Here is a 16,426-nt window from a genome sequence, read left to right on the forward strand (position 1 = left end):
AAACAAAAATTTATAGCAATTATCTTCAAAATATATTTTTAAAAATAGAAATAGAAATCATGTAGATAAAGCTAATGAAATTATGTGGTGATTCAATGTGGGATACAAGTAAAGATTACAGGTTGTTAGTCGCAGAAAAATCAGTAGATCTCTTTTTAAGAACATTAGACGGCGCTAATTTAAAGGGAAGATGGAATAAAAGGAATGTTATGCAGAATGCAAGGGATATGATCCCTGAAATCCAGTCATTATATTATTCCTATGTTAATCCTTCAGATATGGCTCAAATGCCTCAAATAATTTCTATTAAGGAAAAAGCATCTGCTATACTGGAGAATTTAGGTGGCAGCGACTGGTACAGGCATTTTTTGGATTTAGCGGGTAAAGATGAAAAAAGCAAGTTAGAAGAAGCTGTTGCTAAAATGAGGTTTTTTTTAAATATTATTTTAAATATTGACAAAAGATTAGCTTTTGGACCAATAGATGATCCTGTTGTGGCCATTGATATCACTGTTGGAGAAGTTGTAAGTGCTGGAAGCCATCCAGGTGCAGATAACTTACTTGTTTGTAATGTAAATATTAAAGAGCGGGCTATACTCGTTGTTACAAATGATTTAGAAGTAAAAGAGCATAATAGAGTTGCAGTTTCCTTGCTTCCTCCTATTAGCTTCATGGGAATTACAAGCGAGGGAATGTTTTTAGGCGCTGATGGTGGAGTTTTAAAGGATGTTCAAGGAGAAATTGGTGGAATGCCTAAGGGAATTCCACTTGAAGCTTTGAATGAGACGAGGAATTTAGTGGAGAGCTTTTTAGGGTAACTAACTAATTTTTTAGAAAAATCATTTTTTTTTTCTTTTGCATTTATTATTTTCTAATTTTAAATAAACAAAAAAAGTATCAATGATCAAAATAAACTGTATGAAAAGATGCATCTACTGAAATCGCCTCGAAATAATACTTTTTATCAATAAATTATATCAAAAAGAAACTTGAAGTTGGTTAGATGATGAAAAACGGTGAATTAGAGGAGTATTTTGACCTTGTAGGGGTTATTATCGTAATTATAGATAGAAATGGAAAGGTCTCCCTGATCAACAGTAAGGGCTCTGAGATTTTAGGTTATAATAAGGAAGAAATAGTTGGAAAAAGCTGGTTTGAAAATTTCGTTTTAAAGGAAGATGAATCACTGGAAGTTTTCAATGAATTAATGGATGGAAAAAAGGAACAGTCTGAAATGGCCATTGTAACTGGTAATGGCGAAATAAAAATCATCTCATGGCATAACCAAGTGTTAGTTGATGATAAAGGAAATATAACCGGGATTCTGTTATCTGGTGATGATATTACACCACACAAAAAAGCTGAAATGCAGATCAAATTCCTAACTGATATTTTAGACAGGATAAATGATTCAGTTATTGCTGTTAATAACGACTATCGTGTAATTTACTGGAATAAATCTGCAGAAAAATTATTAAATCAAAGGTATGATGAAGTTAAGGGTAAGTTATTAAGTGAAATAGATCAATATGAATGGGTTAACTTTGAAGATGAAAAAGAACCCTATGAATCCCTTAAAACCCATGGACACTGGCACGGGAAGAACATGCACATTGAAAAAAATGGTAAAAGTATATGGGTTGATTCCGCCGTAAATATATTAAAATATGAAAAAAATGAATTTAATGGAACTTTAGCCGTAATTTGTGACATAACAAAGCAAAAACAGATAGAAAAAAGCTTAAAAAAAGTAATAGAAGATCTAAAACGTTCTAATGAAGAATTGCAGCAGTTTGCCTATGTTACATCTCATGACCTTCAGGAGCCTTTAAGGACCATCGCAAGCTTCACACAACTTTTAGAGCGTAGATACAAAGGAAAACTGGATTTGGATGCAGATGAATTTATAGGGTACATCGTGGATGCCACCAAGAGGATGCAAACATTAATCAATGATTTGCTGAATTATTCACGCGTTAGAGTAACTGGTGATAATTTTAAATTAATAGATACAGAGGAAATCATCCATCAAACTCTTTCTAATTTAAAAGCATTGATTAAAGAAAATAGCGCAGTAATCATACATGATCCACTTCCCGGAGTAATGGCTGATCCAGGGCAGCTTTTACAGTTATTCCAGAATCTCATTGGAAATGCTATTAAATTTAGAAAACCTGAAATTCCGCCTAAAATCCATATTTCAGCCCGTAAAGATGAAAAAAATAATGAATATGTTTTTTCTGTGCATGATAATGGAATTGGGATGGATCCACAGTATGCAAAACGTATTTTTACCATATTTCAAAGATTACACACACAGGATGAATATGCCGGCACTGGAATAGGTTTAGCAGTCAGTAAAAAAGTAGTTGAAATGCATGGAGGTCGTATCTGGGTTGAATCCAAACCTGGAAAAGGTTCGGTGTTTTATTTTACTATTCCAATCAAAAAACCTTAAAAACAAACTCTTAGGTTGGAACGTGAGGATTCTGTTCCATTTTTCAAATCCATGGGTTTAAAGAGGATTTACAACCACAAGTTTTGTTTCTGTCATTTCTTCTAAAGCATATTTTATGCCTTCTTTACCCATTCCGCTCATTTTACAACCTCCAAATGGCATGTTATCAGCGCGGTATGTGGATTGCCTATTTATTATCACAGAGCCTGCTTCAATTAATTTAGAGGCTTTTAAGGCTGAATTTATATTAGTGGTAAATATTCCTGCCTGTAAACCATATTTTGTATCATTTGCTACATCAATTGCCTCTTCAACTCCATCAACCTTAATTAATGGAGCAATAGGTCCAAATGTTTCTTCCTGCACAATTTCCATACGAGAATCAACATTATCAAGGACAGTTGGACTGTAAAATGCACCCTTACGACTTCCACCACATAATAATTCTGCACCTTCCTTTAAAGCGCCATTAACTCTTTTTTCAATTGTAATTGCAGCAGATTCATCAATCAATGGACCTACATCAGTTTCAAGGTTAAATGGATCCCCCACATTTAATTTAAGGGTTGCTTTAACAAAGTTATCCTTAAATTCATCAGAAATTTTTTTATCAAGAATTATACGTTTTACACCAGTACATACCTGGCCTGCATTAAGATAAGAACCTCTTACAGCTGCATCCACTGCTTTTTCAATATCCGCATCTTCAAGAACTATTAAAGGATCGTTTCCTCCAAGTTCAAGGGTTAATTTTTTCATCCCCGCATTTTTAGACACATTTAACCCTGTTTCCACGCTGCCAGTAAAGGAGATCTTATGAGTACCTTCATTTCTTACAATTTCATCCCCTACTTCGCTTCCAGACCCGGTAACTGCATTAATAACTCCCGGATCAAGGTACATATTCATGATCTCAGCAAGTTTAAGTGCTGCAAGTGGTGCTTGATTGGATGGTTTTAATACCACTGCATTTTTTGCTGCAATTGCAGGCATTACTTTATGAATAACAAGATTTAAAGGGTAATTAAAAGGGGTGATAGCTCCAACAACTCCGAGGGGTACTCTGGATGTGAATCCCAACAAATTTTCCCCATCAATACAGGCATCTAAAGGTATTGTTTCCCCATAAATTCGTTTTGATTCTTCTGCAGAAAGCAGTGTAGTTTGTAAAGAGCGTTTTACTTCATCTTGTGATTCTTTAATTGGTTTACCACAATCAAGAGTGATTAATTTAGCAAATTCATCTGAATTTTTCTTTATTTCTCCATATATTTCATATAAGCTCTCTGATACTTCACGAGATGAAACATTTTTTAGAATCTTTGAAGCTTTATTTGCAGCTTCAATGGCTTTTTTTGCATCATCACGGTTTCCATGAGGTACAGTATCTATAAGTTCATTATTAGCGGGATTAAAAATCTCTATTTGTTCTGTTTTCCCAATTAACTTTCCATTTATAAGCATGTCCACTTTTATACCTCCATTTGGAGAAAGAAAATTAAGGTAAAAAAGGTTTAAAATTAATTAAATTTTTTTTTCAAATCATTGAGACTATTTGTAACATTCTGCACGTCAGTTTTGTTGATTTCGTCTCCAAGTCCTTCGAGGTAATTTCTGTAATAAATTGCTGCAGCTATGGCAATTACAATTATACCTCCAAAAATCAATATGAGCTCTGCAGAGCCCTGTCCTTTATCTTCTTTTAATATTTGCATTTTTAACACCGCTAAAACCCCATCATGGATATGGCAAATGTTTTTATCACATAAAATATCAGATAAGCTACTGGAGCCAGCACGAGGGCAAATTTAACGCCTTTCTTTGCACTACCATATAATATAATTCCTATTAATAATCCAGCTATTGCAGAGTGGATAATTATGTAACCACTTGCAGCAGTAACAGATGCCCCCAGAAGAGGGTTTGGTTTACCTAAAGACTCAATAAATGAAGAATATGTCATTATCATTCCAAGAGCAAATGGGGCTGCAATAATTGCTGCAATGATAAGAAACATTACTGACATCATTACGTTTGCTTTTCTTTCCCTCTTGAGTGCTAAAACTGCCCTTAAATCCTCAGCTACAGTTTCAATAACGTCAGCCAGGCTCCCACCAGTTCTTCTTCCTTCAAGTATCATTCTAAATGTTCTATCCAGGTTTTTGGATTTTAAACGTTCACTCATGGACATAATGGCATCGTCAAACGTGCTTCCAATTTTTATTTCAATTACAGCTCTTTTCAGTTCATCATTCAGGGGACCACTTCCATGTTTAGAAACATCTTCAAGCGCAGTTTCTAAACCTACCCCTGCCCTGATTAAAGATGCAATCTGTCTTAAAAAATCTGGAGCGGTGCTTTCAATAGCATCCACTCTTCTTTCCATCATAAAAAAAATATAAATTCCAATAAATCCATTGGGCACAATAAAACCAGCTAACAGCCCTAAAATAGGATTAATACCAGTAAATAAGAATAAAACAGATGTAAGCATGGCTAAACCAGTGCCTGTTACAAGTCCCAGAGTAATTAGATCAGAAGCCTTTACATACATCCCGCTTCTTATGAGCGTTTCCTGTATTCTAACAGTAATATTTTCTGGCACCATATTGTCTATGATGTTTGATACTGGTAGTAAAACACCGGGTATTATTGCCATTTTTTCACCTTATTTATATTCTATTTTATCTATTTAATAATATGTTTTAAGCTTTATTATAGGGGAGCAGGAAATTAAGATTTTAAGTTTAAACTGAACTTTCTGATGCCCAATAGTATGGACAGACTTTATCCATTATCTGGAATTTTTATATGCTTATTTTAGTTTCAGTTCTATTTAAAACATTTCCCTTATTTGTTATGTGAATCATATTTTCTATTCTCACCCCGAATTCATTTTTAAGATAAATACCGGGCTCAATAGTTATAACCATCCCCTTTTGAAGTTTTATAGTTTCACGTTTAGATAAAGAAGGTGCTTCATGAACTTCAAGTCCTACTCCATGACCTGTTGAGTGTATAAACGAGTCCCCATAGCCATATTCTTCAATCACATTTCTTGCAACCTTATCAATATACGATGCTTTTACCCAGGGTTTGATAACATCAACAGCACTTTTTTGAGCTTCAAAAACTATATCAAATATTTCTTCCTGCTTTTCAGTTTCAATAATCGTGCGGGTGGTGTCTGAACAGTAATTATTGTATTTTGCACCCCAATCAATTATAACAGGCATTTCTATGGCTTTGAAGGTTGGATCTGCATGAGGAAGTGAAGATCGGATACCTGAAGCTACAATTGTATCAAATGCAGCCCTATTTGATCCGTTTAACCGCATATTATATTCTATTTCTGCTGCAACCTCATTTTCATTTTTTTTATTAAATTCAGTCTGTTTGAGTGATTTTTCAGCAATCCTGAGCGCTTTTATAATATTTTTAAGTTCACTGTTTGTTTTTATCTGTCTCATCTTTTCGACAATTCCAGTAATTTTAAAATCAAATGAAGAATCTTTTCTAAGCCTTTCAATGGTTCCAAGGTTCATGGAACTTTCAATTCCAACTTTACCTTGAAGCAATTCCTTTATTTCATCTAAAGATTTGAACTCTTCAACACCTATTTTTGAATTCAAATTTGCATCTTCCAGATCCATTTTTGAGGTAAAAAGCACAGGTTCATCTTTTATTAGTAAAACTGAAGAGCTTGATGGCTTAAAACCGGCTAAATATGTAATATTATGTGGATTTAAAATTAAAAGAGTATCCAACCCTTCTTCCTGCATCCTATCAACTATTTTCATGAACTTCCCCATCATAAATTTCTTTTTATCTCTTCTGTAATCTTTTTCATAACATTTTCCGGTATTTTACGCTCAATTGGCCTTGGAATGCACCCAAAATCAGGATCATCGAACTTTAAACCTTCAAATTCAATTTCATGATTGTAACGGGGTATGAAATGCCAGTGCACCTGAGGGTGGGGTGGGTTAACACGGTAGGCAGAATTCATAAAACAGCTCCAATTAAATAATGTGGGATTGAAGGCTTTTTTAAGGGTGGTTTCTAATTTATCCACAATTTCTGCAAATTCCGTCCATTCTATGATTTTCAATTCCTTTAAGTTTTTACAGTGCCTTTTCAACACCACAACACACGTTCCAAAGTACCGCTGGCTTGGGGCGAGGTATATCTGCCAGTATTCAGCTTCATAAATTAAATCTCCATAAGCGCCGGGTATTTTACAGTATTCACATTTTAGCTCCATTCTACTTACCTTATCCTCTTTAAATTATATTTAAAGTTAATGTGATTAAATATTATCCATTACTCTAAATTACCAGATAATGTAAATAATATTTGCATTGACAACTATTTTCATTTTTAAAATCAAATAACATTTTATGGCTTAAATTAGAAAGTATTTTATACACCAAATCACATTTTGTATATATGCTAAAATTTACATCAAGTGAAATCAGAGATATAATAATATCAATGGTGGTTATTTCATTTATTTTTGCCTATGTTTTAAGAGGAGGCAATTTAATCAACACGATTTCTTTTATGCCTGCTACCTTTTTGATGGTTGGATTAGGGTTTATGTTTCATGAATTAGCCCATAAATACGTTGCAATAAGATATGGATACTGGGCAGAATATAAAATGTGGATACAGGGATTAATTTTTGCTTTAGCCATTGTGTTTTTAACTGGATTTGCATTTATTGCACCTGGAGCAGTTTACATCCATGGAAATTACATAAAAACATCAGAAAATGGTAAAATATCCCTTGCAGGACCATCAACAAACATAATTTTGGCTTTACTGTTTTTATTATTCGCACCCCTATTTTCAGGCCTGGAAATAATGCGTTTTGCAATTCTTGGAGCAATTGTAAACAGTTTTTTAGCGGTGTTCAATTTAATTCCTTTTGGAATGTTTGATGGAGCTAAAATTTTTAGATGGAATCCATTAATATGGATTGCAACAATGGCAACAGCTTTAATTTTATGGGCTAAAAGCAGTGGAATAATATAATAAATAAATTTAAGGTTATTTCATGTTAAAAGATGTTCCAGTAAGATATTTTGGATGCACACACAGAGCAATTTCTCCAGAAGAAACCATAAAAAGGGTAAAAAATAAATTAAAAACTGCAGGAGTTACAAGAGTCGCTGAAATAACACATCTTGATAGAATAGGTATACCAGTTTATTCTGCAATAAGGCCATCTGCTGCAGAAGGTGCGGTGAGCATTTACGCCGGAAAAGGGGCTACCAAAGACCAGGCTAAAGCATCAGCCATGATGGAAGCATTTGAAAGGTACTCAGCTGAGCCCAAGGACTCACAGACAGAAAATAATTCAGTGTGCGGACTTTATGATGAAATGGAAAGATGTATTGATCCAGAATCTCTTATTCTACCTGAATTATCATTTGATCCAAAAAAAATGGAACTGAGCTGGATAAAAGCTGTAAATATCAAAGACGACGAAGAATATTTGTTACCAGCAGACGCAGTTTTCCATCCTTATAATTGCAAAAACAATGCTAATTTATTTAAATCAAACACTAACGGCCTTGCATCAGGAAATAAAATAGAAGAGGCCATATTCCACGGCATTACTGAAGTTATTGAAAGGGATGCATGGAGCTTATTTGAAATTAAAAGAAATAAAGCAGCAGAGATAAACCTTGAAACTACCAGAAATCCTTTAATAAATGGAATTGTGGATAAATTCAAAAAAGCAGGGGTTGATATTAAAGCTCTTGATCTAACTTCTGACGTTGAAATGACCACAATAGCTGCTGTTTCTGATGATACTGTTTTAAAAGACCCTGCACTTTTAACTTTAGGTGTTGGAACTCATTTAGACCCTGAAATAGCCGTATTAAGGGCTTTGACTGAAGTAGCTCAAAGCAGGGCTACCCAGATCCACGGAACAAGGGAAGATACCACCCGTGCAGTTTTCATGAGAAAGGCAGGCTACGAAAGGATGAAAAGAATAAACAGGCACTGGTTTGGAGAATCAGAAGAAATAATTGAACTGGATGAACTTAAAAACCAGTCAGGGAAATCATTTAAAGAAGATATAGAAACTTCAATGAAGTTATTAAAGAAAGCATACTTTGATAATGTTCTATTTGTGGACTTAACCCGGCCAGAAATAGAAATACCTGTAGTAAGGGTCATTATTCCAGGAATGGAAGTTTATTCAGTGGATCCAGACCGTGCAGGTAAAAGACTTCGAAGGTGCTTAAAATCACGTTAAAAGAGTACTGCACTGAATTTTAGCATTTTTTTTTAGGGTTTCGAATTTTTAATTCGTAAATATCAAAATCTGTTGAAATTACAACACCAAAGAACAATTACAAATGCTCACAGAATCATAAAGATCTATGACTTTGAACTTCTATTTTTCATTTTAGAGAATTAAGTGCAAAATCAAGTGCTTCCCTCATATTTTCAGATTTTGGGCCGGCGCCTTGAGCAAGATTTGGTCTTCCACCTCCACCACCCCCAAGAATACCTGCAGCTTCTTTAATAATTTTGTTAATTTTAATACCTGATTCTATTGCCTTACAGGATGAAGTACCCACTATTTTACCATCTAAATTGCCTAAAAAAACCACATCAAATTCTCCATCATCATCAGTAAGGTCTAAAGCCATTTTCTGCAATTCTTCCATATCTGCATCGATCATATCTTCTAAGACATTTAAATTGCCAATTTTTTTGGCTTTACCCACTAATGTTTGCATTTTTAATGTGGCCATCTCCTCTTTAAGTCGCTTTATTTCATTTTTAAATGATTTCCATTCGCTGAAGAATCTGTCACATGTCTTTGGAAGTTGTTGTGGTTCAACCTTGAAAATTGCAGCGCTTTCTTTTAACAAATTATCATTTGCCTGTGTTGCCTCAATCGCAGCAACACCAGCTGAAAATTCAATCCTTTCTACACCGTCCTGGATTCTTTCAGTTTTCGTTATTTTTATAAGTCCAATATCTCCTGTTCTGGCACAATGTGTTCCTGCACATGCCTGAACATCAATTCCATCCACCTGAACAGTCCGTATTGACATTCCTGGAACTACTCCCCCTTGATAAAGGATAAACCCGTATTTTTTCTCGGCTTCAGCCCGAGCCATCCAGTTAGTGAGCACTGGACGGTTCCCCATGACGTATCTGTTTGCAAGTAGTTCAATTTCCTGTAACTCCTCAGATTTTATCGGTTTGTAATGAGAAATATCAATTCTGGACTTTTTAACGCCTTTTTGAGCCCCTGCCTGCCAAACATGGTCTCCTAAGACACATCTTGCAGCTGCAATTATCAGGTGTGTTGCAGTGTGATTTCGTGCTAAAGATTGCCTTCTTGAAAGCTCAATTTCACCTGAAATTATCTGGCCTTTGTAGGGATGCAATTTTTCAATATCTTCTTCATTTACTCTGTGTAAAACGGTATTATTGACCTTTTCAGCATGTAGAACCTTTATTTTTTCACCACGGATTTCAAAATACCCTGTATCTGAGGGTTGGCCACCACCTTCAGGATAGAAGATGGTCTGATCCAGTATAATATTATTTTCGTAAGTTCCAAGCACATGGGCTTCAAATCGGGTCTCATATGGGTTTTCATAGAATAATAAATCTGTAGCTGGGAAATCAAGTTCAATTTCTGTTTTTTCTTCTTGAACTTCTTTTTCGTGTTCATTTGCAACTAAAGTATAGAAATTATCAGGTACTTTTACCTTAAAATCTATCTTTTCTGCAATTTCCTTTGTAGTTTCTGGTGGAACTCCATGGGATTCGTAGAGTTCTTTAAGAGTTTCAAACGGCATTTCAAATTCATTTTTTTTTCTAAGTTTTTTTACACTTCTTTTAACAAGCTTTCTACCTTTTGAAACAGTTTTAAGATATCTTTTATCTTCTAAAGTGATGATATTGAGTATATGATCTTGATGTTGCTTAATTTCAGGATATGTTTTTGATAAAAAATCAAGCTGTATTTTCATTATATCTGCAAGGGATTCTTTAAGTCCAAGGTCTTTTATGAAGCGAATTGTTCTTCGAAGCACCAGTCTTGCCAGATATCCTTCTTTAACATTTGATGGGATTACACCATCAGCTAACATGAATGCCAGGCATCTTGTGTGGTCTGCAATTATATATATTGCTTCCATTGGTTTTGTGGCTTCTTCAAGCTCTTTTAATGAAATATTGAGTCTTTGAGCGACATTTGTTCGTAGTGTTCTAAGGTCTGCAAAGGTTTCAATATCCATCATTCCTGCAAGGAGAGCATTTTCTGCCAATATCTTTTCATCTACTTCAACTGTGGCTAATTCCTTTAATTCATCTATTACAGGACCAAATGAAGCATCATAAGCTGTTGGAGTCCCCTGTGAGATCCAGGCAAATCTTTCAAGTCCATATCCAGTATCAACAATTGTTAGCGGAATTTCTTCAAGCTTTCCACCCGGTAATGTTTTGTATTTTATAAAAACAAGTGTTGCAAGTTCCACTCCCCTCACACAAACTTCATAGCATGGACCTGCATTTCCTCCACCTTCCCACCATGATTCAATATAAGTAATTTCTTCTGGATTGATTCCAATATGTTTGATAAAGTCATAGCAGTATTTTATGGTCTCATTTTCCCAGTAAATGTACTCTTTTTTAGAATTAAATGCGTGATGTCCGCCCATTGTAAAGCAGGTCATGTGTCTGCCGGTTCTTCCGACATTATCCACATCATTAAGCCTAATTGAAGGTTGTGCAACTACTAATGGGTTTGCAGGTGGATCCACTGCTCCTGATGTTATCCACGGCTGAAAATTATAAATTGATGCGCCTACTAAAAAAACATCGTCTCTCCATCGCTTTGCAAGAACAGGATATCTTTTTATGGGTGTATGGTTGTTTCTTTCAAAAAATTTCATGAAAGTGTTTTGAATATCGTAGAGGTCATATTTTTTATCTGTTGCTGGATTTCCAATGAATTCATATTTATCGCAGGGTGCGTCTCCGCATGTGTTTCTATCAAGGATAGACCAGAAATCGTTTCCACATGTAACACAGGTTTTTTTAGTAAATCCAAGTTCTTCAAGCTGGCGAGACATGGTAATCAATGATAAAATTTATTAAACTTCAAAATAGTGTAATTAAAATAAAAAAATAAAAAAGCCAGTTTTCTGGCTTTTTGCCTGAAATTATCCAAAGAGGGCGCCGAGACCTGCTGCGGCTTCTTCCTCTTTTTCTTCTTCTTTTTCTTCCTCTTCTTCTTCCTCTTCTACCTTTTCTTCTGCTGCTGGAGCTGCCGCACCTGTTGCTGGAGCTGCTGCTACTGCTGTTTTTTCCATTGCTTCTTCAATGTCCACTTCTTCAAGTGCTGCAATCAATGCTTTTACTCTTGCATCGTCTACTTCTGCTCCTGCTGCTTCTAAGACCTTTGTTACATTTCCTTCGTTAATTTCCTGACCTGTTGTGTGCAATAACATTGCTGCGTATATATATTCCATCATGATCACCTCATAAATTAAAATTTATTTAAACTAATTTTAGCCGAACAGGGCACCTAACCCTGCTGCAGCTTCTTCCTCTTTTTCTTCTTCCTCTTCTTCTTCCTCTTTTTCTACTTCTTCTTTTTCTTCTTTAACTTCAACAGCCTTGGGGCGTGATTTCAGTTTTTCCAGAAGTTCGTTGTCAAGCACTTCTTCATTTTTAGATGCTAATTCAGATGCTAATGCTAACATCTGTGAGTAAGCTCTGGATAACAATAAATCGGTTGTTTTTGATGTGAGTATCGATGCATTTAATGCAAGATTCAATGCTTTAGTTGCAGCATTCTGTATAATAAGTGGCATAGCTTCCTTAGTGTATATAGATGCATTTACTGATAGATTCAATGCTTGAGAGAACGCTTTCTGTATGTCAGATAATGTTTTCTCTTCATCTACAGTTAAAAGGTCAGATGTGTACACTGTTTTATCTTCATACGCCGCTATTAAGTCAATACCCACTTCCATTGGCTCGATTTCGAGTCTTGTAAGAATACCTGCCACATCTCGAGGAACTACTTCTCCTTCAGCAACAATTACCTTATCCTTGGTTATGACAATTTTTCCTTTATCAATTTTGGCAGGGATACCCACCTTTTGAAGTTCTCCAAGAATAGGGCCTGGTTTAAAAGCAGTATCACCTTTGGGAACTACAATGTCAGAAGGAGCTATACTTCCTGCTTTTGCTGGTGCAGCAGTTTTACTGGCTTCAAGAATCTTATAAAGCTTAAATGGATTCATATCTGTAAAGATCAATGCGGGTTGACCAGTCATATAATCTCCAAGTGCAGCTATATTATCTTTTTCAGATTCGCTTAAAGCCAGGCTCATTAATGTCTTTCTGGACATTTTAATTGTGGTGTCCTTCAGGTTTCTTCTCATTTTCTGGAGCTGGGGAGCTGGTATATCTGCCAGATTGGCCATACCCACTACACCGTGGCTTTTTATAAGTTCTTTGAGGTTTTGAACCTCTTCCTTTTTCCATTCAGCAACATGAGCCATTAAATCACCCTCGCTACTGGACCCATGGTTGTTTTAATATACATGGATTTTATCTGGTTTCTTCCTTTCTCCAGTTTTCTATCCAGTATTCCAAGCACAGCTTCAATATTATCTCCAATCTGTTCATCTTCCATATCCTGAGAACCAACAATTGCCTGGATAACTGGCTGATCCTTTATTCTTACTTTTACGGTATTTGCAAGTCTTTCCAATATTGGATCTGGTTTTACAGTGGCGGGAACTGGTTTTGGCATCTTTTTTCGAGGCCCAAGAACAGGTCCTAAAAATCTACCAACAAGTGGCATCATATCAGCTTGAGCAACGAAAAATGTGTATTCGTTGGCCAATTTTTTGGCAGCTTTACGGTCTTTTCCCAGATCTTCCAAATCAGCTTTGGTAATTATAAGATCTGCACCTGCATTTTTGGCCTGAACTGCCAGTTCACCATCTGCGATAACGGCAATTTTAATGCCTTTTCCGCGTCCATTTGGAAGGAAGACTTCTTCATCAAATCTGTTTTCTGGTTTTTTCACGTCTAAATCTTTAATGTTAATGATAACATCTATAGACTGTGTGAAGTTTCTCGGCATGGATTCACTCTTAGCCTTCTTCACCGCTTCCAATATCTCCTGATTCATCAAATTCCTCCATGAACTTTTTTTGTGAAAAGTTCAAAGTATTGTGGTTTAAACCAAACGGATTTTTTGGTTAATTAATAATATTATAAAATTTATTGTAACTGTTCGTCGTATAATCCTTCACTAATCTCTTTTTGAACGATTTTAGGGTCTTTACCATCTACAGTTAACCCCATGCTCACACAGGTTCCAATAACCTCTTTTGCAGCCATTTTGTAATCGTTTGAAAGCAGTGCATCGAACTTCATCCTGGCGATTTTAAGTGTCTGTTCTATGGATAGATCTGCAACTTTATCCATTCCAGGATCCTGAGAACCTTTTTCAATATTTAGTTCATCTAATATAAGTGCAGTTGTTGGTGGTGTACCTACTTTAACTTCAAATTCTTTTGTTCCCACATCTACTATGATTTTTACTGGAACTTTAATACCTGCAAAATCATTAGTTTTGCTGTTTATCTGCTCTACAACCTGCATCATATTAATACCAAGCGGTCCGATTGCAGGGCCCAATGGGGGTCCAGGTGTTGCTTTTCCGCCTTCAATGAGAATCTCTACTGTTTCTTTAGCCATTAATCTGCCTCCTTCTGAATTAATCTTATCTGGTCACCTTTGACTGTAACCGGGATGGGAATCGCAGCTTCGATTAGCTCTAAAACTACTTCTTCCTTTGATTCATCTGTTCTAACTACTTTAGCCTTTTCACCTTTGAAAGGACCAGATATAAGCTCTACAATGCTTCCTTTTTTAACAGAAACTATAATGGGCTCTGGTTTTAAAAAGCTTTTAATTTCTTCAAAGGAAATTTCACCTTCAATTGAACCCCTTAAATTTGGGACTTTAAATGCAGGATCCTGCATGTCAAGCTTAGATGAAGACTCAACTAAGATGTAGCCCCTTAAATTGTCTGGAACAAGTATTGAAGTGATTTCAATGTCACTGTTTCTGACATTTCTTGAAAGCAATTTTGCAACGTTTTTTTCCTGTCCTACAAGGGTTCTTAATGCATATATCAAATTATCACTTACCTAACGGGCTATTAAAGCAGTAAATCAATGAAAATTATATATAACCTAATAGTTGAGCAATTAAAGTTATTATAAATCCCATTATACCTATTATGATAACTCCTATTCCTGTAATCTTTGCTACATTTTTATATTCTTCTCTTTCTGGCTTTTTAGATACGTGCAGAACTCTCCTGCACTGTTTTATAAACTGGGAAGTAGTTTCCTTATTCAAACTCATAAAAATACCTGCTTAAAATTTATTAAAGAACAAGTTACTAAATTATTTGAGAATAATGTGTTTGCTGGTTATTCTATATAAAATAGTTTATTTGATCTATGAATTTATAAACCTTTCCATTTATAGATAAGGCGAACTAACAAGATGGAGAAAATCAATGGCGTTTTTTAAAATTAATATTTATAATTAGAAAACACCGTCTATAAACTCTTCTAAAGCTGATTCAGGAACTGCATCCTCTTTTTTTTCTTCAATATGCTCACGTTCAACCGGAACACCGAAGATATGGGGAGATTTCACACCAGCAACTACAATAGTTGTACGGATAACATTTTGAAGGTCTTCCTGGATCTGTGTACCCCAGATTATGTTAGCATCTGGATCGAGTTCATCCGCCACAATCTGAACAATTTTTTCGGCTTCGTGCAGTGTCATATCTGAGCTCCCAGAAATGTTTATCAGTGCACCCTTGGCATTAGAGATGTCCAGATCAAGTAACGGACTGTTTAAAGCCTCGTGAACAGATTCTATTGCCCTGTCACCAGATTCAGATTCACCCATACCGATCATTGCCATTCCAGAGCCTTTCATTATGCTTCTTATGTCTGCAAAGTCAAGGCTCACAAGACCGGGTTTAGTTATAAGTTCAGTTATTCCTTTTACAGCTCTTCCCAGAAGTTCGTCTGTCACCATAAAAGCCTTATTTATGGGTAAATTAGGTGCAACTTCAAGTAACTTATCGTTAGGTATCACAATAACTGTGTCTGCTGCATTCTGGAGCTTTTCAAGCCCGTTTTCAGCATTTTCCCTTCTTCTAAGTCCTTCAGCACTGAAAGGCATTGTTGATACCGCAATTGTTAGTGCACCAATCTTTTTGGCTAATTTTGCAATTACAGGGGCAGAACCTGTTCCAGTACCTCCCCCAAGACCGCAAGTTACAAAAACCATATCCGCTCCATCCAGCCTTTCTTTTATTGCTTCTTCACTTTCTTCAGCGCATTCTTCGCCTATTTCAGGTATTCCACCTGCGCCTAATCCTCCACATGTTGCTTTACCTATGAGTATCTTCTGATGGGAATTTGAGTAGAAAAGATCCTGTGCATCTGTATTTATAGCAATGGTATCTGCGCCTTCGATTCCTATTTCCATAAGCCTTGAAACTGTGTTATTTCCAGCCCCTCCAGTTCCAACAACGAATATTTTGGCTCTGCTCTTTTCTATAATGTCTTTGAGGTCACTGTTAACATCTGAAACGTCGATACTGTTTTGAATGTCAGATGGCCTTTTCTCTCTTCTAACTTCTGATTCTTTTAAGGTGTTATTTATAAGAGATTTCAATTACTACCCCCACAGCCAATGTTTTAAATAATGTTTATGCTATTGTATTAACTTATATTTAAAACCAGCGATTGTTTCAGTGATAATTCATTATCTTGCAAACAATTTTTTAGTTTTATCATTATATGTCATAAAATTTTGTCTGATCTTGATTTAGTCTATGGTACATTAATAGTCTTTGATTATATT

17 protein-coding genes are annotated in these 16,426 nt (G+C 35.6%); 4 read left to right on the forward strand and 13 right to left on the reverse strand.

The window, feature by feature from the left end:
* The first annotated feature begins 95 nt into the window (after positions 1 to 95).
* Both PQ963_08075 and PQ963_08080 read left to right on the forward strand, forming a co-directional pair.
* Positions 96 to 818, forward strand: a complete 723-nt coding sequence (locus tag PQ963_08075) for a tRNA-binding protein (protein MEN4029618.1) — start codon at positions 96 to 98, stop codon at positions 816 to 818.
* A 185-nt stretch (positions 819 to 1,003) separates the two neighbouring features.
* Positions 1,004 to 2,458 (forward strand): PAS domain S-box protein, encoded by a 1,455-nt coding sequence (locus tag PQ963_08080; protein ID MEN4029619.1) that lies wholly within the window; start codon positions 1,004 to 1,006, stop codon positions 2,456 to 2,458.
* 57 nt (positions 2,459 to 2,515) lie between these two features.
* On the opposite strand, the gene PQ963_08085 is transcribed toward PQ963_08080, so the two are convergent.
* From PQ963_08085 to PQ963_08105, 5 genes are all read right to left on the reverse strand, one after another.
* Entirely contained in the window at positions 2,516 to 3,928 is a 1,413-nt protein-coding gene (locus tag PQ963_08085) for a lactaldehyde dehydrogenase (protein ID MEN4029620.1), read from the reverse strand.
* Positions 3,929 to 3,978: 50 nt separating this feature from the next.
* Positions 3,979 to 4,173, reverse strand: coding sequence for a class III signal peptide-containing protein (locus tag PQ963_08090; GenBank protein ID MEN4029621.1), 195 nt, complete (start codon positions 4,171 to 4,173; stop codon positions 3,979 to 3,981).
* Between the two features lie 11 nt (positions 4,174 to 4,184).
* Positions 4,185 to 5,117: a type II secretion system F family protein gene (locus tag PQ963_08095; protein ID MEN4029622.1), complete on the reverse strand. Its 933-nt coding sequence runs from the start codon at positions 5,115 to 5,117 to the stop codon at positions 4,185 to 4,187.
* 148 nt (positions 5,118 to 5,265) lie between these two features.
* The gene (locus PQ963_08100) at positions 5,266 to 6,258 is read right to left on the reverse strand and encodes an aminopeptidase P family protein (GenBank protein ID MEN4029623.1); all 993 of its coding nucleotides are present in this window, start codon (positions 6,256 to 6,258) and stop codon (positions 5,266 to 5,268) included.
* 11 nt (positions 6,259 to 6,269) lie between these two features.
* Complete coding sequence (locus PQ963_08105; protein ID MEN4029624.1) at positions 6,270 to 6,722, reverse strand: HIT family protein; 453 nt, start codon at positions 6,720 to 6,722, stop codon at positions 6,270 to 6,272.
* A gap of 185 nt (positions 6,723 to 6,907) precedes the next feature.
* Here PQ963_08105 and PQ963_08110 point away from each other — a divergent pair, with 185 nt between their 5' ends.
* Positions 6,908 to 7,495 carry a site-2 protease family protein gene (locus PQ963_08110; protein MEN4029625.1) on the forward strand — a complete coding sequence of 196 codons (588 nt, stop codon included), beginning with the start codon at positions 6,908 to 6,910 and terminating at the stop codon, positions 7,493 to 7,495.
* A 22-nt stretch (positions 7,496 to 7,517) separates the two neighbouring features.
* Positions 7,518 to 8,729, forward strand: a complete 1,212-nt coding sequence (locus PQ963_08115; GenBank protein MEN4029626.1) for a YcaO-related McrA-glycine thioamidation protein — start codon at positions 7,518 to 7,520, stop codon at positions 8,727 to 8,729.
* A 148-nt stretch (positions 8,730 to 8,877) separates the two neighbouring features.
* Here the strand turns inward: PQ963_08115 and alaS are convergent, their stop codons facing one another.
* From alaS to ftsZ, 8 genes are all read right to left on the reverse strand, one after another.
* On the reverse strand, positions 8,878 to 11,574 hold the full coding sequence (alaS, locus tag PQ963_08120; protein ID MEN4029627.1) for an alanine--tRNA ligase: 2,697 nt from the start codon (positions 11,572 to 11,574) through the stop codon (positions 8,878 to 8,880).
* 90 nt (positions 11,575 to 11,664) lie between these two features.
* On the reverse strand, positions 11,665 to 11,973 hold the full coding sequence (gene rpl12p / locus PQ963_08125) for a 50S ribosomal protein P1 (GenBank protein ID MEN4029628.1): 309 nt from the start codon (positions 11,971 to 11,973) through the stop codon (positions 11,665 to 11,667).
* Positions 11,974 to 12,012: 39 nt separating this feature from the next.
* Entirely contained in the window at positions 12,013 to 13,014 is a 1,002-nt protein-coding gene (locus PQ963_08130) for a 50S ribosomal protein L10 (GenBank protein ID MEN4029629.1), read from the reverse strand.
* On the reverse strand, positions 13,014 to 13,652 hold the full coding sequence (locus PQ963_08135; protein MEN4029630.1) for a 50S ribosomal protein L1: 639 nt from the start codon (positions 13,650 to 13,652) through the stop codon (positions 13,014 to 13,016). Before PQ963_08135 ends, PQ963_08130 begins: the two co-directional genes overlap by 1 nt.
* A 92-nt stretch (positions 13,653 to 13,744) precedes the next feature.
* The gene (locus PQ963_08140; protein ID MEN4029631.1) at positions 13,745 to 14,224 is read right to left on the reverse strand and encodes a 50S ribosomal protein L11; all 480 of its coding nucleotides are present in this window, start codon (positions 14,222 to 14,224) and stop codon (positions 13,745 to 13,747) included.
* On the reverse strand, positions 14,224 to 14,667 hold the full coding sequence (locus tag PQ963_08145; GenBank protein MEN4029632.1) for a transcription elongation factor Spt5: 444 nt from the start codon (positions 14,665 to 14,667) through the stop codon (positions 14,224 to 14,226). Before PQ963_08145 ends, PQ963_08140 begins: the two co-directional genes overlap by 1 nt.
* A gap of 46 nt (positions 14,668 to 14,713) precedes the next feature.
* Positions 14,714 to 14,899, reverse strand: coding sequence for a protein translocase SEC61 complex subunit gamma (locus PQ963_08150; protein ID MEN4029633.1), 186 nt, complete (start codon positions 14,897 to 14,899; stop codon positions 14,714 to 14,716).
* Between the two features lie 186 nt (positions 14,900 to 15,085).
* Positions 15,086 to 16,237: a cell division protein FtsZ gene (gene ftsZ, locus PQ963_08155; GenBank protein ID MEN4029634.1), complete on the reverse strand. Its 1,152-nt coding sequence runs from the start codon at positions 16,235 to 16,237 to the stop codon at positions 15,086 to 15,088.
* Positions 16,238 to 16,426 lie beyond the last annotated feature (189 nt).

Origin of the sequence: Methanobacterium sp. (assembly GCA_039666455.1) — an archaeon.
Classification (GTDB): Archaea; Methanobacteriota; Methanobacteria; order Methanobacteriales; family Methanobacteriaceae; genus Methanobacterium_D.